Annotated in this window: 18 protein-coding genes; 6 read left to right on the forward strand and 12 right to left on the reverse strand. The window is 70.0% G+C overall.

Annotated features, from left to right (window positions below):
* Positions 1 to 188 precede the first annotated feature (188 nt).
* From ALI22I_RS31835 to ALI22I_RS31860, 6 genes are read right to left on the reverse strand one after another with little or no spacing between them, the layout of a single operon-like run.
* Positions 189 to 1,283, reverse strand: coding sequence for an MCE family protein (locus tag ALI22I_RS31835; protein ID WP_077009192.1), 1,095 nt, complete (start codon positions 1,281 to 1,283; stop codon positions 189 to 191).
* The gene (locus ALI22I_RS31840; protein ID WP_077009193.1) at positions 1,283 to 2,248 is read right to left on the reverse strand and encodes an MCE family protein; all 966 of its coding nucleotides are present in this window, start codon (positions 2,246 to 2,248) and stop codon (positions 1,283 to 1,285) included. The genes ALI22I_RS31835 and ALI22I_RS31840 overlap by 1 nt, the downstream gene beginning before the upstream one ends.
* Positions 2,245 to 3,270, reverse strand: coding sequence for an MCE family protein (locus ALI22I_RS31845; RefSeq protein ID WP_077009194.1), 1,026 nt, complete (start codon positions 3,268 to 3,270; stop codon positions 2,245 to 2,247). Before ALI22I_RS31845 ends, ALI22I_RS31840 begins: the two co-directional genes overlap by 4 nt.
* Positions 3,270 to 4,235 carry an MCE family protein gene (locus ALI22I_RS31850; protein ID WP_077009195.1) on the reverse strand — a complete coding sequence of 322 codons (966 nt, stop codon included), beginning with the start codon at positions 4,233 to 4,235 and terminating at the stop codon, positions 3,270 to 3,272. The genes ALI22I_RS31845 and ALI22I_RS31850 overlap by 1 nt, the downstream gene beginning before the upstream one ends.
* The gene (locus ALI22I_RS31855; protein WP_077009196.1) at positions 4,232 to 5,248 is read right to left on the reverse strand and encodes an MCE family protein; all 1,017 of its coding nucleotides are present in this window, start codon (positions 5,246 to 5,248) and stop codon (positions 4,232 to 4,234) included. Before ALI22I_RS31855 ends, ALI22I_RS31850 begins: the two co-directional genes overlap by 4 nt.
* Positions 5,249 to 5,258: 10 nt before the next feature.
* Positions 5,259 to 6,356: an MCE family protein gene (locus ALI22I_RS31860; protein ID WP_077009197.1), complete on the reverse strand. Its 1,098-nt coding sequence runs from the start codon at positions 6,354 to 6,356 to the stop codon at positions 5,259 to 5,261.
* Between the two features lie 262 nt (positions 6,357 to 6,618).
* On the opposite strand from ALI22I_RS31860, the gene ALI22I_RS31865 reads away from it, so the two are divergent.
* Positions 6,619 to 7,920, forward strand: a complete 1,302-nt coding sequence (locus ALI22I_RS31865; RefSeq protein ID WP_083752166.1) for a helix-turn-helix domain-containing protein — start codon at positions 6,619 to 6,621, stop codon at positions 7,918 to 7,920.
* Here the strand turns inward: ALI22I_RS31865 and ALI22I_RS31870 are convergent.
* Positions 7,889 to 8,602, reverse strand: a complete 714-nt coding sequence (locus tag ALI22I_RS31870) for a hypothetical protein (RefSeq protein WP_143532530.1) — start codon at positions 8,600 to 8,602, stop codon at positions 7,889 to 7,891. The genes ALI22I_RS31865 and ALI22I_RS31870 overlap by 32 nt on opposite strands.
* A gap of 167 nt (positions 8,603 to 8,769) precedes the next feature.
* On the opposite strand from ALI22I_RS31870, the gene ALI22I_RS51385 reads away from it, so the two are divergent.
* Both ALI22I_RS51385 and ALI22I_RS49800 read left to right on the forward strand, forming a co-directional pair.
* Positions 8,770 to 10,014, forward strand: a complete 1,245-nt coding sequence (locus tag ALI22I_RS51385) for a DUF6801 domain-containing protein (RefSeq protein WP_179118434.1) — start codon at positions 8,770 to 8,772, stop codon at positions 10,012 to 10,014.
* Positions 10,015 to 10,090: 76 nt separating this feature from the next.
* The gene (locus ALI22I_RS49800; protein ID WP_143532533.1) at positions 10,091 to 11,254 is read left to right on the forward strand and encodes a DUF6801 domain-containing protein; all 1,164 of its coding nucleotides are present in this window, start codon (positions 10,091 to 10,093) and stop codon (positions 11,252 to 11,254) included.
* A 77-nt stretch (positions 11,255 to 11,331) separates the two neighbouring features.
* On the opposite strand, the gene ALI22I_RS31895 is transcribed toward ALI22I_RS49800, so the two are convergent.
* On the reverse strand, positions 11,332 to 12,045 hold the full coding sequence (locus ALI22I_RS31895) for a hypothetical protein (RefSeq protein WP_077009202.1): 714 nt from the start codon (positions 12,043 to 12,045) through the stop codon (positions 11,332 to 11,334).
* A 152-nt stretch (positions 12,046 to 12,197) separates the two neighbouring features.
* Positions 12,198 to 12,923, reverse strand: coding sequence for an ANTAR domain-containing protein (locus ALI22I_RS31900; RefSeq protein ID WP_238598681.1), 726 nt, complete (start codon positions 12,921 to 12,923; stop codon positions 12,198 to 12,200).
* Between the two features lie 55 nt (positions 12,924 to 12,978).
* On the opposite strand from ALI22I_RS31900, the gene ALI22I_RS31905 reads away from it, so the two are divergent.
* From ALI22I_RS31905 to ALI22I_RS31915, 3 genes are read left to right on the forward strand one after another with little or no spacing between them, the layout of a single operon-like run.
* Positions 12,979 to 13,638 (forward strand): response regulator transcription factor, encoded by a 660-nt coding sequence (locus tag ALI22I_RS31905; RefSeq protein WP_077009204.1) that lies wholly within the window; start codon positions 12,979 to 12,981, stop codon positions 13,636 to 13,638.
* The gene (locus ALI22I_RS31910) at positions 13,639 to 14,994 is read left to right on the forward strand and encodes a sensor histidine kinase (protein WP_077009205.1); all 1,356 of its coding nucleotides are present in this window, start codon (positions 13,639 to 13,641) and stop codon (positions 14,992 to 14,994) included.
* Positions 14,991 to 15,881, forward strand: coding sequence for a TAXI family TRAP transporter solute-binding subunit (locus ALI22I_RS31915; protein ID WP_077009206.1), 891 nt, complete (start codon positions 14,991 to 14,993; stop codon positions 15,879 to 15,881). The genes ALI22I_RS31910 and ALI22I_RS31915 overlap by 4 nt, the downstream gene beginning before the upstream one ends.
* A 230-nt stretch (positions 15,882 to 16,111) precedes the next feature.
* Here ALI22I_RS31915 and ALI22I_RS31920 read toward each other — a convergent pair whose 3' ends face one another.
* From ALI22I_RS31920 to ALI22I_RS31930, 3 genes are read right to left on the reverse strand one after another with little or no spacing between them, the layout of a single operon-like run.
* On the reverse strand, positions 16,112 to 17,077 hold the full coding sequence (locus ALI22I_RS31920; protein ID WP_077009207.1) for a VWA domain-containing protein: 966 nt from the start codon (positions 17,075 to 17,077) through the stop codon (positions 16,112 to 16,114).
* Positions 17,077 to 18,027 (reverse strand): DUF58 domain-containing protein, encoded by a 951-nt coding sequence (locus ALI22I_RS31925; RefSeq protein ID WP_077009208.1) that lies wholly within the window; start codon positions 18,025 to 18,027, stop codon positions 17,077 to 17,079. Before ALI22I_RS31925 ends, ALI22I_RS31920 begins: the two co-directional genes overlap by 1 nt.
* Positions 18,024 to 19,055: an AAA family ATPase gene (locus ALI22I_RS31930; protein ID WP_077009209.1), complete on the reverse strand. Its 1,032-nt coding sequence runs from the start codon at positions 19,053 to 19,055 to the stop codon at positions 18,024 to 18,026. The genes ALI22I_RS31925 and ALI22I_RS31930 overlap by 4 nt, the downstream gene beginning before the upstream one ends.
* Between the last annotated feature and the right edge of the window lie 37 nt (positions 19,056 to 19,092).

A 19,092-nucleotide genomic window follows, 5' to 3' on the forward strand; every position in this document is an offset into this window, starting at 1 on the left:
ACGTTGGACACGCGCGTTCTGAGTGTTGGACACGCGCGCGTGTCCAACGTTTGCGTCGGGCGTGTCCAACGTTCCGGTGCGGTGTGTCCAACGTTGGGAACGCGCGTGTCCAACACTCAGAACGCGTGAGTTGTACGTTCAGGACGCGAGAGTCGAACGCTCGGGTAGGCCGAGTTCGACGTTCGGGTTTAGCGCGGGGCGTTTTGGGAGCCTCGGACGCCGGTGGCCGAGCCTCGGGGGAGGGTGCAGCCGGCGGCGGTGTTGAAGGGGCCGGGTGAGGTGTCGAGGCCGGGTTTGCGGGGTGTGGTCTCGTAGCCGGCGTGGCACGGTGGGGGTTCGAAGAAGGTCAGGGCGAGGCCGAACTGGGCCTGGCCGCTCGCCACCGTCGAGGCGCCCACTGACACGGCGTCCGGCACGGTCACCAAGATCTCCTCCAGCGCGCCCTGCCGGGTGACCAGGACGTCGGCCGTGGTCAGGAGGTTGGCCAGGACGATGCCGAGGTTGGGGCCGGAGTCCCGCAGCAAGGCGCTGACCTCGGACGCCGCGCCGGGCGCCGCCGCGATCAGCCGGCGCAGGTCGCCGTCCGACTCACGCAGCCGCGCAGCCACCAACAGCGCGCTGTCCGCGAACGAGTTGATCGCGGCCGAGTGGTCCATCTGGGTTTGCAGGACCACCAGGGAGTCGTTGAGCAGGCGCGTGGTCTGCGGCAGGTGCGCACCCGCCGTTCCGATGAACTCGGAAGTCGCGTCCAGCAGCACCTGCAGATCCGGCCCGGTCCCCCGCAACGCCTGGTCCAGCTCGTCCACGACGGTCCGCAGCGACTCCACCGGCACCGAGCGCGCCAGTTCGTCCAGGCTGGTCAGCACCTGTTCCACCGGCAACGGCAGCTTGGTCCGCGATCGCGGGATCACCGACCCGTCCTCCAGGTACGGCCCGTCGTTCCCGCGCGGCCGCAGGTCGACGTACTGCTCCCCCACCGCCGACCGGTTCGCGACCACGGCCTCCAGGTCCGTCGGGATTCGCGGTGCGCCCGCCCCGATGCGCAACTCGACCTCGACCTGCCCGTCACCCAACCGGATCGGCCCGACCCGCCCCACCGGCACACCCCGGTACGTCACCTCACCGCCGGTGAACAACCCACCCGTCCGGGCCAACTCCAACCGGACCACGTACCCGTCGTGGACCACCACCAGCCCGACGTACCGGGCGCTCACGTAACTGACGCCGAGCAGCGCGATGACCGCGAACAACGCGATCTGCAACCTGATCCGCCGGGTGATCATCAACGCCCTCCGGGCTTCAGGGTCAGGTACGTGTTGAGGTAGTCGCCCTTCACACCGTCGAGCACCGCGTCGGTGAACGGGAACGTCAGCAGCAGTTCCAGCGACTGCGGCAGGTTCTGCCCGGACTCGGCCAGCCGCCGCAACGTCGGCTCCAACGCCCGCAGGTCGGCCACCAGGTCGTCCCGGCTCCGGTTCACCGTGTCCACCGCGACGTCGGACAGGTCCCGCAACGCGTTCAGCAGCCCGACCAACTGCCCGCGCTGCTCGTTCAGCACCCGCAGTCCCGGCTCCAGCCCGTCCAGCACGTCGCCGATCTCGGCCTTGCGCGATTCCAACGACGACGCGAGCTTGTCCATCCCGTCCAACGCACGCGTGATCTCGCCCTTGTGCGAATCCAGGGCACCCACGAACGAGTCCACAGTGGACAGCAGCGATTTGACCGCCGCCTCGTTACCCGACAACGCCGCGCTCAGCTCCCGCGAGATGTCCTGGATCTGCGCGATCCCACCGCCGTTGAGCAGCATCGACAGCGCGCCGAACACCTCCTCCACCTCGGGGTTGCGGTTGGTCCGCGTCACCGGGATGACCGCACCGTCCACCAGCGGCGACGCCGACCGCTCGTCGGGCGCGGCCAGCTCCACGTACTTCTCCCCCAGCAGGCTCGACTGCCGCAACCACGCGGACGCGTTCGCCGGCAGCAGCACGTCACCCCGCACCACGACCCGCACCAACGCCGTAGAACCGTCCTCGGACAACGCGATGTCCTCGACCTTGCCCACCGGCACGTCGTCCACCTTCACCCCGGCGTGCGGCACGAGGTCGAGCACGTCGTCGAACTCGACGGTCACCCGGTACGGCCGGTCACCCAGGTCCGCACCACCGGGCAGCGGCAGGTCGTACGCGCTAGGAATCGCCGAGCACCCGGTCAGCACCAGCACGAACCCCAACGCCGCCAACCGCCTCACCGCACACCTCCCGGCACTCCTACTTGGCCAGGCACGCTCAGCAGGTCGGTGACGAACTCGTTCAGGTTGGCCCGAGCGTTCAACGTCCCGGTGGCCGGGTCGTAGGCGTTCACCACGTTGTGCAGCGCGACCGGCGCGACCTCCAGCATCTCGGTCAACGACTGCTGTTGCTGCACAAGAGTCCCGGTCAGCACGGCCAGGTCCTCCACACTGGACTTCACCCGGTCCCGGTTGTCGTGCACGAACCCCCGCACCTGCTCCAACGCCGAGGCCAACTCCCCCAACGCGGCGCCGAGGTCGTCCCGTTCGGCGGCGAAGAACCCGGACACGTCGGCCAACTGGTCGGCCAGCCGACCCACCTGCTCGTCGTTCGCGGCCAACATCGACGTGAAGGCCTGGAGGTTGTCCACGGTCCCGAACAGGTCCTCCCGCGACCCGGCCAACGTCTTCGCCGCGTCCGCGAGCTGCCGGATCGACTCGTTCAACGCGCCGCCGGTCCCGTCCAGGTTCGCCGCCCCGGTCTGCAACAGGTCGGACAACGCGCCCTCGCGGTTGGCCCCGTTCGGGCCGAGCGCGGTCAGCAACGTGTCGAGGCTGGAGTACAGCTCGTCCAACTCGACCGTCCCGGCCGTCCGCACGCTCGTGATCACCGCGCCGGACACGATCTTGTCGCCCCCGGTGTACACGGGCGTGAGCTGCACGTACCGGTCGGCCACGATGTTGGGCGACACGACGACGGCACGGACGTCCGCCGGCACGTCCACGTCGTGGTCCAGCTCCAGCTCGACCCGCACCGCGCCACCGTCGGGCAGCACGCCGACCACCTGGCCGACCTTCACCCCCAGCACCCGCACGTCCGACCCCTCGTACACGCCGACCGCCGCGGTGAAGTAGGCCGCGATCCGCGTCGACGATGGCCGCAGGAAGATCCACCACACCACAGCCGTCGCGACGAGCACCAACGCCAACCCCTGCGCCAACGCCACGAACAACCGCCGACGGCCCTTCGTCCGCACGAACATCAGCGGCCTCCCGTCGGGCAGTCACGCCGCGCGCCGGGCTCCACCACGAGCCCGCACACGTAGGTGTCGATCCACTGGCCGTTGCCCAGCGAGTTGTTCAGCAGCCGGTAGTACGGCCCGGCCAACGCCAGGCCCCGGTTCAGCGCGTCCTGGTTGTTCCGCAGCACGTCGGTGACCCGTTCCAGCTGCTCCAACGCGGGCCGCAGCTGCTCGTTGTTGTCCGCGACCAGGCCGGACAGCTGCTTGGACAGCGCCCGCGTCCCGTCGAGGAGCTTGCTGATCGCGTCACGGCGGTGCCCGATCTCCTCCAGCAGCAGGTTGCCGTCGGTGATCAGCGCGGCGAAGTCGTTGTTCCGGTCGGCCAACGCGCGGCTGACCTGGTTCGCGCCCTTGACCAGCGACGCCAGCTGCTCGTCCCGCGAGGAGATGGTCTTGGACAGCGAGGACAGCCCCTCCAACGCCTGCTTCACGTGCTCCGGCGAGTCGCGGAAGGTGTCCGACAGCACCTGGAAGCTCTCCGCCAGCAGCTCGGTGTCGATCTCGCCGAGCGTGGTCGACAGATCGCTGAACGCCTCGATCACGTCGTAGGGCGAAGTGGTCCGCGCCAACGGGATGGTGCCGGTGAGCGGGTCGCGGCCCTCGGAGTCCAGCGCCAGGTACTTCTGCCCGAGCAGGGTCTTGATCCGGATCTCGGCGCGGCTGCGGTCGCCCAGCTCCACGCCGGCCACCCGGAACGTCACCAGCACCTTGCCCTCGTGCAGCTCGACGTCGGTCACGTTGCCCACCTTCAGGCCCGCGACGCGGACCTCGTCGTCCACGCGCAGGCCGGCCGCCTCGGTGAACTCGGCGGAGTGCTTGACGCCGCCGCCGAAGAACGGCAGGTCCTCCAGGAAGAAGGTGAGCGTGGCGATGACCGCGATGACCAGGAGCCCGACGGCTCCCAGCAGCACCGGTCTGCGTGTCATCGGTGACACCTCGATTCGGTGACGGGGATGCCCACCGGTGGTCCGCCGGGCGCGGGCGGGGCGTCCGAGGAGGCCAGGCACAGGTAGAAGTTCAGCCAGGAGCCGTAGGACGCGGTGCGGCCGATGGCCTCGAACTTCACCGGCAGGTTCCGGATGAACGGCTCCAGCTCGGGCGCGTTGCCGAGGTTGCCGGCGAGCAGCCCGAGCGCGGCGATGTCGTCCTTCAACGGCTGCCGGCCCTGTTCCAGCAACGACGCCGTGCTGTCGCTCAACGCCGCCAGGCCGGTGATGGCGTTGCCGATCGGCTGCCGGTCGGCGGCGAACCCGGACACCAGCTGCCGCATCGAGGTGAGCAGCGAGCCGAACCGGTCGTCCCGGGAGTTGACCGTCTCCAGCACCGTGTTCAGGTTGTCCACGACCTTGCCGATCACGTCGTCCTTGGCGGCCAACGTGGAGGTGAGCGAGGCGGTGTGGGCGAGCAGGCTCTCCATCGTGCCGCCCTCGCCTTGCAGGACTTGGACGATCTCGTAGGACAGCTTGTTGACGTCCTCCGGGTTCAGCGCCTGGAACAGCGGCTTGAACCCGTTGAACAGGGTGGTCAGGTCGAGCGCCGGGCTGGTCCGCTCGACCGGGATGAGCCCGCCGTGCGCCAGTTTCGCGCCGATCCGCCCGGCGGGCTGCTCCAGCGCGATGTACCGCTGGCCGACCAGGTTGCGGTACTTGATGGTCGCGGTGACGTCGGCGGACAGGGATCGGCCGTCGGCGACGGAGAACTCCACGTCCACCAGCTCGTCGTCCACCAGTTCCATCGACTCGACCTGGCCGACCTTCACCCCGGACATCCGCACGTCGTCGCCCTCGGCCAACGCCGTGACGTCGGTGAACCGGGCTTTGTAGGTGCCCTCCGCGTCGACCTGGCTGCCCGCGATGGTCGCCGCCAGGAACCCGGTCGCGGCCACCGTGACCACGACGAACACGAGGAACTTGGTCAGCGGCGCGGCGATCCCTCTCATCTGTGCCCTCTCATCTGACCCCCATCAGCAGGCCGGCCCAGTCCGGCACCTGGTCCGGCGTGACGGCGTTGACCGGACCGGCAGGGCAGTGCGGCGTGCCGTCCTGGCGGTTGACCGGGTCGTCCCGGCCGGGCAGGTACGGCTCCCCCGGCGGCACGATGGTGACCTGCGCGTGCACGCCGGGCTGGTCGGTGCCCTTGCCGAGCATCTGGTCCATCCGCGGGCGCAGGGCGTTGACCGCGCTCAGCACGCACGGGAACTCGGGCGAGTAGGTGGCGAACAGTTCCACCGTCGGCCGGGCCCGGTCGGACAGCGCGACCACCGTCTCGCCGTTGTCGCGGAGGAACCCGGTCAGGTCGGCGGACGCGGTGGTGAGGCTGCCGTAGACGGTGTCGAGGTTCGCGCGCTGCTCGGCGATCGTGCGGCTGACCGAGGTCGCGTCCTTCAACGCCCGCACCAGGTCCGGGCCCGCGTCGGCGTACACGCCGGTGACGTCGGCGAACTTGGTGATGTCCTGCGTGAGCACGGGCAGCTGCGGGTTCAGCTCCCGCAGGTACGCGTCGAGTTGCACGATCGTCCGCCCGAGCGTCTCGCCGCGCCCGTCCAACGCCTGCGCCATCGACGTCAGCGCGGAGGCGAGCTTGTCCGGCCGCACCGCCTGGAGGGTCGGCAGCAGGTCGGTGAGCACCCGTTCCAGCTCGATCGCGCCGGACGTGCGGTCCTGCTCGATCACGTCGCCCTGGTCGAGCGTGCCGGTCGGGTCGTCGGGGAGTTCCAGGCTGACGAACCGCTCCCCGAACAGGGTTTTCGGCAGCAGCCGGGCGGAGACGTTGGCCGGGATGCGGCCGACCTGGTCCGGGTGCAGGCCCAGTTCCAGCTCGGCGCCGTCGCCGTACGAGCGGATCGCCCGCACCTCGCCGACCAGCACGCCGAGCAGCTTCACGTCCGACTCGGATTGGAGCTGGTTGCCGACGTGATCGGTGCGCAGCAACACCGTCACCCGAGGGGTGAACACCTTTTGGTACGCGGCGACGGACAAACCGCACAGCGTGACCAGGAGGGCCGCGAACACCAGCCCGAGCAGACGTCGCCGCAATGCCACGGGCATTCTCCGGAACGTGTCGTGAATATGCCAGAATTAACATTACCGACGAGTACGTTACTAACGGACGCCCAACCGCACAAGCAACCGAATGCTCTTGTCAGTCGAGTGACAAAGACCGCGACCGGAACACTCACCCTCGTACGAAAATCGGTCTGGACACCCGTTCGGAGCAACCTGATCACCTGAATGCCCCGGTTGACCGCGTTCATGATCAAAAATACAGTCTTCGGAATCACACCCAACCGTTTGGTGGTGGGCGAACAGCATGAACAGAACCGGAGAACTCCGAGCCTCCGAGTTGACGCTCATCGGGAACGCGGACCTGTGGGAGCAACTGCCCGCCGATCTGGCGCCGAAGTTCCGAGCCAGAGCCGGCGACGTGGCCGTCGACATGGTCCGGGAAATCCAGAACCAGATCGCCGAATACTCGCAGAAGCTGGAAGGGGTATTCGGCCAAGTGGTGGTGGAAGGGGTGGAACAGGCGATCCACCAGTTCATCGACCGAATGGTCGACCCGACCGTCCAGCGCGAGGACCGGGCCAAGCTGTTCCGGCTGCTGGGCAAGCTGGAAGTCAGCGCGGGCCGCAGTCTCGACCTGCTCCAGACCGCCTACCGGATCGGCGCCCGGGTGGCGTGGCGGCGGATCTCCGAATTCGGCCAGAACGAACGCGTGCCGCTGGCCACCATGTGCCTGATCGCCGAGGCGATCTTCGCCTACATCGACGAGCTGTCGCTGCGGTCGATGGAGGGTTACGCCGAGGCTCAGGCGCGGCACGCGGGCGCGTTGCAACGGCGGCGCAAGCGGTTGCTGGAGCTGCTCCTGGGCGAACCGGGCTACCACCCGAACGCGCTGGCCGAACTGGCCGAGGCGGCGCACTGGCCGTTGCCGGAGAAGGTGCTGGTGGTGGCGTTGGAACGGCGCACCGACCAGCACCAGCTGCCGATACCGGCGCTGCACGAGGACATCCTGATGGACCTGGAGGGCAGCGAACCGTGCCTGCTGCTCACCGAGCCGGAACGGCAGCTGGTCGCGTTGGAGCAGAAGCTCGGCGGGTGGCGCGCGGCCGTCGGGCCGATCGTGCCGCTGGGCTCGGCGCGGCAGTCGCTGCGCTGGGCACGCCGCACCATCACGCTGATCCAGTCCGGGGCGATCGCGGACAGACCGATGGTGGACACCACCGAGCACCTGTCGACGTTGCTGCTGCTGGGTGACGAGGAGCTGGTGCACGAGCTGGTGAAGCGGACGCTGGCGCCGCTGGACGGGCTGACGCCCAAACAGCAGCACCGGATGCTGGAAACGATGACCGCGTGGGTGGAGACGCGGGGCAGCGCACCGGAGGTCGCGTCGAGCCTCGCCGTGCACCCCCAGACGGTCCGCTACCGCTTGCGGCAGTTGGAGGAGCTGTTCGGGGAGAAGCTGCACGACCCGGACGCGTTGTTCGACATGGGCATCGCGCTGCGGGCACTGCGGCTGCTCACCGGAGCGACCGGGGCGGCGGGATCGGCAGTTGGATCGGCGGGGTCCGCGGCGGGCGTCACGGGGTCGACGGGAGCGCGGTCAGCGTGATGTCGATCGTGTTGCCGGGCCCGGAGATCAGGCCGGTCATCAGCGCGTCGAGCCGTTCCCGGCCTTGGCAGCCACCGAAGGGCGGGATCGTGTAGGGGGCGCCCTTCATCGGCATCAGGTTCAGGTCGAACTCGCCTTCGAGGTCGATTGACGCCGGCTCGACGGTCTGGCACGTCTGGCCGACGTCGAGCGGCTGCCGGTCGACCGCGACCTCGCTGAGCTTGATGTCGACGTCGACGTGGGCCTTGATCTGACCGTCCTTGATGGTGCCGGTCACCTTGCCGACCGGGGTCAGGTCGGCGCGCGCGGTGTTGGGCACGAAGCCGAACGCGATGAAGTAGCCGTAGGACGGCGGCAGCCACAGGTCGCCGGTAATGGTGCCGTTGATGGGGTCGATCTCGGCGTCGAGCGTGCCGGGACCGAGCACGAGCTCCGACTGGAGCTTGAAGATCCGCGTCACCCCGTCGACCCGGTACTTGACCTTGATGCCGGCGACCGGCTGCGGCGCGCGCACTTCCGGGTAACGCACGACCAAGGTCGGGGTCAGCACCGCGCCCAGCAGCGCGGCGATCGCCGCGACCGCGGCGACGACCACCGCGACCCTCACCGGCCGGCTCCACTCATTCTGCAAAACTACTTTCGCGAACCTCCTCCCCACAAGCGCCGACCGACGATTTGTCATGCGCGTGATAAACCTCCGAGCGGGTTTTGTCGCCTGCCTTACATGACGCCGAAGAATGTGAAAAGAATGCTTGCCGCAGCCGTTCGGCATAGCTACTTTACTCACCAGTAGCTCTTGCGAAACATCGCAAACCCTGGTTTCGCACTGCTCTCGACGAGGAGACGCACATGCTGAAACGAACTGGTCGGGCGGCCGTCGGCGGGCTCGCTGTCGCCGCCGCGGTCGTGGGCTCGGTCGCGTTCGCCGGAGCGGGCACCGGCACGGCCGCCACCGCGAGTCTGACCCTGGTCTACAGCTGCCCGTTCCCGCTGATCGGCACGCAGGACATGAGCGTCAAGATCGATGTGGCGAACCTGCCCGACTCCGCGGTGGTCGGCGAGCCGATCCCGGAGTCCCAGGTCACCGCTACCGCGACCGTGCCGCCGACCGCCACCCAGGGCCTGTCGCTGGTCGGCGCGACGACCGTGGAGGGCTCCGCCAAGGCGCAGACGCGGATCGACAACGCGGGTGCGGTGGTGGACCTCGCGCCGGACCTGGTGGTGGCCAAGACGAACGTGCCCACCTCCGGTTCGTTCGACACCGTCGCCACCGGCACCACGCCCGCGGTCACCCTGACCAACGAGGGCCTCACCACCATGACGGTCGGCAACTTCAGCACCACGTTGACCCCGCGCAAGGCCGACGGCACCGAGACCGGCCTGGGCACGTTCACCTCGGACTGCACGCTGAAGCCGGACCAGAACACCCTGCTCTACCAGTTCACCGTGTCACCGGCGACCACCCCCACCAGCACGACCACAACCACGACCACCACAACCACTGATCCGACGACCACCACTACCACCACCACGACCACTACCGACCCGACCACCACTACGACGACGACCACCCAGCCGAACGACCCGCTGCGGATCAACTTCGGCGTCAACGGTTCGTCGACCATCAAGAAGCTGAACTCCGGCCTGCCGCTCGGACCGGGCACGCTGAACACCGAAGTGGACCTGCTCGGCGGGAAGTTCGCGGGCGACCTGGCCCTGCCCGACGCGTCCGGCAACTTCAAGCTGTTCGGGTTCGTGCCCACCACGGCGACCGTGCGGCTGATCCCGCAGGGCCGGACGACGGGCACCATCGCCGCGGGCGCGGTCACCGCGCAGACCACCGCGTCGATCAAGCTGACCGACGTGCGGGTGCTGGGCATCCAGGTCGTGAAGCCGACCGACCGGTGCACGACCGTGACGCCGAGCGCCATCGCCCTGACCTCGACGGCGGGCTTCGACCCGCTCAACGGCGGCGGTCTCGTCGGCACGTACGACATCGCGCGATTCGCCGGCTGCGGTCTGGTGACACCCGTGGTCAACGGCACCATCCCCGGTCCGGGCAACACGCTCGACCTCACGATCGCCAGGCAGTGATCCCACCAGCCCATTCCAGCGGGTCGGCGATAGCGCCGGCCCGCTCGGGCGTTGTGCGCAGAAGAGAGAACCTGACATGAGATTGCGACACCGGGTGGCCGCGCTGGGTATCAGCGCGGTGGTGGTCGGCGCTTCGGCCCTGTGGGGCACGGGCGTCGGCAGTGCCGCGACGGCGACGCTCACCCTCGTCTACAACTGCCCGTTCCCGCTGATCGGCGCGCAGGACATGAGCGTCAAGATCGTGGTGGAGAACCTGCCCGACTCCGCGGAGGTGGGCGTCCCGATCCCGGAGGCCCGGGTGACGGCCACGGCGACGGTGCCGGAGTTGGCGACGCAGGGCCTGGCGCTCGTCGGCGCGGCGTCCGTGGAGGGCACCGCGAAGGCTCAGACACGGGTGGACAACGCGGGTTTCGTGCTGGACATCGTGCCGAACCTGACCGTGGCGAAGACCCCGGTGCCGTCGTCGGGCACGTTCGACACCATCGCCTCCGGTACCACGCCGCCGGTGAGCTTCCCCAACGCGGGCCTGACCACCATGACGGTCGGCAACTTCGAGACCACGCTGACGCCGCGCAAGGCCGACGGCACCGAGACCGGCCTGGGCACGTTCACCTCGCCGTGCACGCTCAAGCCCGGCCAGGCGACGCAGTTGCACCAGTTCACCGTGGAGCCGGAAACCACCACAACGACTACTACTACGACAACGACCACCACCACGACCGACCCCACCACCACGACGACCGATACGACCACCACCACCGATCCCACGACCACGACAACGGATCCGACCACCACGACCACGGACCCGACGACCACCACGACCGACCCCACCACCACAACCACTGACCCGACCACGACCACCACCGAGCCGACGACCACCACGACTACAAGTCCCACCACCACAACGACGACAACAACAACAACGACTCAGCCGACCACCACAACGACAACCCCGACGACGACCTCCACCACCACGACAACCACGACTCCGACTTCCACCAGCACGAGCGCCCCGACCAGCAGCACCACCGGTTCCAGCACCACGACGTCGCCCACCGGCACCACGACCACCACGACGACGACGCAGAGCCCGGTCCCCGTCGCCGTGACGTACCCGGACAACGGCAAGCTGGCCAACACCGGCTCCTCGATCCAGGGTCCGCTGGTCCTGGGCGGCGCCCTGCTGGCCATCGGCGCCGGTGTGCTCCTCTACCTGCGCCACACCCGCCGCCGCGCCTGAGCCTCTCCCGCGGCACCAAAGGCATCGGCCCCCTCCGGTGAGGAACCCGGAGGGGGCCGATCCACGTGACGCGACCGTCAGCCCGGCAACGTCGGCAACTCGCTGATCTGCTCCGGCGTGGGCGGGGTGATCTCGACCGGCGTGCCCCAGTCCCGGTAGTTCGCGACCACCCGCACCGAGTCGCCGCCCTCGACCGGCGTGCTCACCTCGGTCTTCACCGGCAGGTCCTGGTCGTCCACCCACAGCTTCAGCACCGACGCCTGCCCGGCCACCTTCACGTGCGCGGTGTACCGGACGGTCTGCTTGCCGGACACCGACTCCTCGGCCTTCTCCACGATCTCCGCGCCCTCGGGCAGCGCCTTGCGGATGTCGGCGGTGTCGCGGATGTGCACGGCGACGTCCGCCATGGCCCGGCCGAGAGCGTTGTCGGGGTCGTCGGGGACGAGCTTGAGCCACGGCTTGTCCGGCTGCGGCGCCTGGCCCTGCGGTATCCGCACGAAAATACCGTCCGGCACCATCACGTACGCGACCTCGTCGGCGTCGGCGGTGGAGATCCGGCACGACGCCGCGAAGTCGTCGGTGCGCAGCGCACAACTGCCCTTGCCGTTGGTCGCGAGGTCCAGGTCGACGGTGACCGACCGCCTGGCCTCGGCCGCCACCCGGTTCGCCTCGGCCAGCGCCTGCGGCGTGTCGAACGTCCTCATCGTCGACGACGGGGCACCGGTGCACGCGGAAAGCGCAGCGGAAACCACGACGGCGAAACCCGCCGCGGCGACACGGTTGTGGCGCATGCTCCTCCTCGGACCAGAATGGGGAAATCGACTTTCCCGAACACTCTAACCGCACCGAGAAGCACTCGGGCCGACCAATTCACGGCTGTTGCGAAAGCCAAAAACCGAATACCGCTTTTGTCAATCCGGTGACAATCACCGCCGGGGGGCGGTCAGGGTCTGCGCACGGACGCGAGCAGGTTGCGGGCCACGTCACGCAGCTTGGTGTTGCGCTGCTGCGACTCGGTCACCAGCCGGGAGAACGCATCCTCGGCGTCCACCCCGTGCGCGGCCATCAGCACGCCCTTGGCCTGGTCGATCTCGGCACGCGACTCCAGCGCGCGCTGCAGGTGCTCGACCAGCCGGCGGGACCGCTCGTACCGGCGGAACCCGGTGATCGAGGTGGACGCGGCGGTGACGAACAGCCGCAGCAACGCCTCGTCGAACGGGTCGAACGCCCGTTCGTCGGAGCTGTAGAGGTTCAACGCGCCGATGACCTCGTCCTCGATCACGATCGGCGCGGACAGGTACGCCTGCACGCCGGCGGCCTCGGCCGCCCGGGCGAACTCGGGCCACTTCACCCGGCCGCCCTCCAGCGTGACCCGCACCGGCCGCTGGATGCGTGCCGCCTCCAGGCACGGCCCCTGGCCCGCCTTGTACTGGTCGATGTCGATGTCGACGACCTTCTCGTCGGTCATGGCGGCCGTGTGCGGGCCCTGCGGGCCGACGAGGGTGACGCTGACGTTCTCGGCGTCCGGGATGACCCGCGACGCCGATTCGACCAACTGCTGGAGCGCGTCGTTCAGCGTCTGGCCGTCGGCCAGCACACCGGCCAGTTCCTCCAGCGCCTCGCTGGCCTCGTCCAACAGCGACGCCGGAACGTGCTCCTCGATGCTCACGCCCAATTTCTACACCTTGGAGGCCATAATCGCCGCAACACAAGGGGGTGGTGGGGTGCGCGTGCTGCTCGTCGAGGACGACGACGGAGTCGCAGACGCCCTGGTCGAGGCGCTGGAGTCGAACGACCACCGGCCGAGCCGGGTGGCCCGCGGCGCGGATGCGCTCCTCGTCCACCGCGATTACGACCTGCTGCTGCTCGACCTGGGTCTGCCCGACACCGACGGGTTGGAGGTGCTGCGCAAGATCCGCAAGGTGTCGCCGGTGCCGGTGCTGGTGCTCACCGCGCGGGGCGACGAGCGGTCGATCGTGCGCGGTCTGCGCCTCGGTGCGGACGACTACCTTGTGAAACCGGTCCGGCTCGGTGAGTTGCTGGCTCGGATGGACGCGGTGGCGCGGCGCAGCGCGGCGCTCACCGGCCCGAAGGACCGCACGGTGCGGGTCGGTGACGTGGAGATCGACCTGGAGGGCAGGCGGGTGGTGGTCGGCGACGCGGAGATCTCGTTGACCACCAAGGAGTTCGACGTGCTCGCCGCACTGGCCAGCCGCGCGGGCACGGCGGTGAGCCGTCAGCAGCTCATGGACGAGGTTTGGGGCGACGCGTACCTGGCCGTGTCGCGGTCGTTGGACGTGCACCTGGCGGGGCTGCGGGCGAAACTGCACCGGCCGGGCCTGCTGACCACGATCCGCGGCTTCGGCTACCGGTTGGGTGGCTGAATGCGCCGCCGCCTGCTGCTCGTGCTGCTGCTGTTCTCCGCCGCCGCGGTGGCGGGGTTCGCCGTGCCGCTGCTGTCGACGTCGGCCGCCGAACGCACGCAGCGGTTCGTGCTGACCCGCACCGGCGATCTGGACCGGTTCGCCGCGCTCGCGCAGCAGGCCGAGACCACGGGCGACAACGCGGCTCTGGAGGACGAGGTCCGCGCATACGTCGAGCTGTACGGCGAGCCGGTCGTGGTGGTGAACGCGCGCCGGCAGCCGGTGGCCCAGGCCGGTCTGACCGCGGATGACCCCGCGTTGGCGCACGTGTTGGACGCCGCGCTGCGCAACCAGCCCGCGCCGTCGGTGGCGACGGTGAAGCCGTGGTCGTCCGGTCACGTGGTGTTCGCCCGCCCGGTCGGCACGGGGACCCGGGTGGCCGGGGCGGTGGTGCTCAGGGCGTCGGTGGACCGGGCGGCGGCGGACGTGACGACGCAGTGGCTGTTGGTCCTCGGTGGTGCGCTGGCGGCGGCCGTGATCTCGATCCTGCTGGTGCTGGCCGTCACCAGGTGGCTGCTGAAACCGTTGGCGGAGTTGGCGATCGGTGTCCGCGCGGTCGCTGCCGGTGAACGGCGGGCGCACGTGGCAGGCAGCAGCGGACCGCCGGAGGTGCGGGAGCTGTCGGAGTCGTTCAACCGGATGTCGGACGCCGTGACGGAGGCCGCCGACCAGCAGCGGCGGCTGATCGCGGACGCCTCGCACCAGCTGCGCAACCCGATGGCGGCGTTGCGGCTGCGCATGGACACGTTGAGCGGTCAGGTGAAACCCGATGGTGTGCGGGCGTACACGGCGGGCGTGGCCGAGATCGAACGGCTGGAATCGCTGTTGGACGGTCTGTTGGCGTTGGCGGCGGCGGAGAGCGTGGCGACCGAGGTCGCGGCGGGTGGGCGTGAGCCGGAGTTGACCGACGTGGGTGCGGTGGCGGTGGACCGGGCCGGGTTCTGGCAGGTGCCGCTGCCGGTGACGTCGGGGTTGGCGGTGCTGGTGCGGTGCCCGGAGTCGGATCTGGCGCAGGTGCTGGACGTGCTGCTGGACAACGCGGTCAAGTACGGCGGGGCGGTGCGGGTGTCGCTCGGCGCGGACCGGGCGGCGGGTGTGGGGTGGGTCGAGGTGCACGACGACGGGCCGGGGCTGAAGTCGGAGGAGCTGGCGTTGGCCACGTCGAGGTTCTGGCGGGGCCGGTCCGGGAAGCCCGGCACCGGTCTGGGCCTGGCGATCGCGGACCAGTTGGTCAAGGCGCGGCAGGGCGTGCTGAGCCTGTCGTCGGTGGACGGGTTCACCGCCCGCGTCACCCTGCCGCTGGAGCCGGCGCTGTGAACCGGCGGACGTTCCTCCTCGGACTGGCCGGTCTTTCGGCTGGCTGCACGCCCGGCACGCCGTCGGGTGAGCTGGCCATCGCCGCCGGTGAGCGCGGCGGCATGTACTTCGACTTCGCCACCCTGCTCGCCGAGCAGCTGACCGACGTGCGCGGCCGGGTGCTGGAGACGGAGGGCAGTCTGGCGAACCTGGACCTGCTCGCCGACGGTCAGGCCCAGGTCGCGCTCACCCTCGCCGACTCGGCCCGCGTCGCCGACCCCGGTCTGGAGCTGCGCGCCCTCGGTCGGGTCTACGAGAACTACCTCCAGCTCGTGGTGCGCGAGGACGACCCGGCGCAGGCGCCCGCCGACCTGGCCGGGCGGATCGTGTCGCTGGGCGCGGAGGGTTCGGGCGCGTCGCTGTCCGGTGAACGGATGCTCGCCGCACTGGACCTGGGCGACTCCGTGCGGGTGGAGCACTTCCGGATCGGCGAGGCCGCGCAAGCGTTGGCGGACCGGCGGATCGACGCCCTGCTGTGGTCCGGCGGTGTGCCGACGCCGATGCTGGACCGCCTGTCCGGCATCCGCCTGCTGCCGTTGGCCGAACTGGTCCCCGTACTCCGTGCGGCGCACGGTTCGGTGTACGAACAGGTACCCGTACCGGCAGGCGTCTACGGCGCGACCCGCGAGGTGCCCACCATCGGCGTCGCCAACCTGCTGGTCTGCCGTGCCTCAATGCCGGACGCGGTAGCCGCCGCGATCACCCGCACCCTGGTGTCGCGCGCCGCCGCCCTGGTACCGCGCCAAACCCTCGGCACCCAGTTCCTCGACGTCCGCAGCCTCATCGGCACCGCCGACCTCCCACTGCACCCCGGCGCCGCCGCCACCTACCGCGACCTCCACGGCTGATTCACCCGAAACGCGCGTGTCCAACCTCCAGAACACGCGTGTCCAACGTCCAGAACCCCCGAGTTGAACACTCAGAACAGCCCGACGCCGGTCCGGGGAATCCTGAGCGTTGAATTCGGGGGTCCTGAACGTTGGACACGCACGTTCCCAACGTTGGACACGCGCGTTCTGAACGTTGGACACGCGGGGGTGGAGGTTCGACTCGCGCGGGTTGGGTGGGGGGCGGGCGCTTAGGGGAGGCGTTGGCCGAAGAGCAGGGCGCCGGCTATGGCGATCAAGCCCAGGACGGTGCCTACCGCGACCCACGGGCGGGAAGCGTCGGACTGCTTCTTCTCGTAGCCGATCTGCTCACCCAGCGTGTCGTACACCCGGCGCAGTTCCTCGGCGCTCGCGGCCTTGAAGAACTCGCCGCCGGACAGCTTGGCGATCTCCCTCATGGAGTCGTCGTCCACCGGCACGTCCTGCGACCGCCCCTCGATCTCGACCACACCGTCCTCGGTGCCGAACGAGATCGTGGAGATCGGGATACCGGCCTTCTTGGCGTCCTCGGCCGCGTCGAACGCCTTGCGGGTGCCGACGGTCTCCTTGCCGTCGGTCATCAGCACGACGCGCGCGGGCGGCGGCCCGTCCGCACCGCCGACGACCTTGCCGAACGAGTCGATCGCCGCCAGAGCGGCCACGATCGCGTCACCGGTCGCGGTCGACTGGGCCAGCTTGAGCCCGTCGATGCTCTGCGTGACCGCACCCCGGTCGGTGGTCGGCGCGACCATCACGGTGGCCGAACCGGCGAACGAGATCAGCCCCAGGTTGATCCCCGGCGTGAGCCCGTCCGCGAACGACTTGGCGGCCACCTGCGCGGCCTCCAGCCGGGACGGCTTGACGTCCGTGGCCTTCATCGACAGCGACGTGTCGATCACCAGCATCACGGTGGCGCGGTTGCGCGGCACCTTCTGCTCGGCGGTCGGCCCGGCCAGCGCCACGGTCAGCAGGACGAACGCCACCAGCAGGAACGCCGCCGGCACGTGCTTGTACCAGCCCTGCCGCTTGGGCGCGACCTTCTCCAGCATCGGCAGGTTGGCGAACCGCAGCGTCCGCTTGCGCAGCACGCGTTGCAGCACCACGTAGAACGCGGCCAGCGCCGCCACCGCGACCAGCAGCAGGAACCACCACGGCGCGGTGAACCCCGTCAGGCTCATCAGGCCACCCCTCCCGACCAGCGACGCTTGCGGGCGACCACGAAGCGCACGGTGTCCGCGATCCAGTCCGAGTCGGTGCGCAGCACCAGGTGGCCCGCACCGGCCCGGCGCAGACCGGCGGCCACCTCGGCACGGTGCTCGGCCGCCGCAGCGGCGAACTCCCGGCGCAGCAGCGGTGAGGCGACCACCTCGCGCTGCCGGCCCGACTCCGGGTCGGCCAGCACGACCGTGCCCACCTCGGGCAGGTCGATGTCACGCGGGTCGACGACCTCGATGGCCACCAGGTCGTGCCGGGCGGACAGCGCGCGCAGCGGGCGCTGCCACTCCGTGCCGCCGAGGAAGTCCGAGATCACCACGACCAGGCCGCGGCGACGTGGCGGGCGGCGCAGCTGCTCGACCACGTCGGCCAGCGAACCGCGGGTGCCCTCGGGAGCGCGCGGCGTCTCGGCGACCTTGCGGATGAGACCGCGCGAGTGCGCCAGACCGCCGCGCGCGGGCACCCGGACGAGCTCGGCGCCGGTGGACACCAGGGCGCCGATCCGGTTGCCGCCACCGCGCGTCAGGTGCGCCACCGCGGCCGTCGCGGCGACCACCAGGTCGCGCTTCTCGCACACCGCCGTGCCGAAGTCGAGGCTCGGCGACAGGTCGATCGCCAGCCACGTCTCCAGCTCGCGGTCGGCGACGGTCTCCCGGATGTGCGGCACGGTGGTGCGGGCGGTGACCGCCCAGTCCATCCGCCGCACGTCGTCACCGGGCTGGTAGGGCCGCGCCTCGCCGGGCTCGGAGCCCGGTCCGGGGACCAGGCCCAGGTGGTTGCCCTGGAGCAGGCCGTCGAGCCGGCGGCGGACCTCCAGTTCGAGCGTGCGCAGCGCCGCTTCGATCCGGCTGCCGGCCAGGATCGGCGGCGCCCAGCTCGGGCGTTCCGAGGTCGCTTCGGCTGGCTCGGTCACGGCCTGCCCGCGGGCTGCGGGGTCTGCGGACGGGCCGAGACCTGCGGCAACGGCACGGTCTGGAGCACGCGCGTGATGATGTGGTCCAGCGGGACGCCGTCGGCCAGCGCGTCGTAGGACAGCACCAGGCGGTGGCGCAGCACGTCCGGCACCACGTCCACGATGTCCTGCGGCAGCACGTAGTCGCGCCCGCGCACCAGCGCCAGGGCGCGGCCGGCGGCGATGATGCCGAGGCTGGCACGCGGCGAGGCGCCGTAGGCGACCCACCCGGCGACGTCGGTGAGCTGGTGCTCCTTGGGCGCGCGGGTCGCGATGACCAGCCGCACCACGTAGTCGACCAGCGCGTGGTGCACGAACACCCGGGAGGCCACGCCCTGGAGGCGGACCAGCTCGTCCGGGCCGAGCACCTGGGCGGGCACCGGCGGCTCCACGCCCATCCGGTAGACGATCTCCCGCTCCTCCTCGGCCGTCGGGTACTCGACCTGGATCTTGAACAGGAACCGGTCGCGCTGGGCCTCGGGCAGCGGGTAGACGCCCTCGTTCTCGATCGGGTTCTGGGTGGCCAGCACCAGGAACGGGTTGGGCATCGGGAACGTCTTGCCGCCGATGGACACGTGCCGCTCGGCCATCACTTCGAGCATCGCCGACTGCACCTTGGCGGGCGCGCGGTTGATCTCGTCGGCGAGGACGAAGTTCGCCACCACGGGGCCTAGCTCGACGTCGAACGTCTCGCTGCCCTGGCGGTAGATGCGGGTGCCGAGGATGTCGGCGGGCACCAGGTCGGGGGTGAACTGGACGCGGGAGAACGAGCCGCCGACGACGTTCGCGAACGTCTCCACGGCCAGCGTCTTGGCCACGCCGGGCACGCCCTCCAGCAACAGGTGGCCCTTGGCGAGCAGGCCGACGAGCATCCGCTCGACCAGCCGGTCCTGACCGACGATCACCCGCTTGACCTCGAACACCGTGCGTTCGAGCAACTGGGCGTCACGAGCCGGCGTGTTGGGCGCCTCGGCGGCGGGCTCGGACAAAGGTCCTCCTCGAACAGGGTTGTGCGGCTGTGGTCCA

This window comes from Saccharothrix sp. ALI-22-I (assembly GCF_001984175.1).
Taxonomy (GTDB): domain Bacteria; phylum Actinomycetota; class Actinomycetes; order Mycobacteriales; family Pseudonocardiaceae; genus Actinosynnema.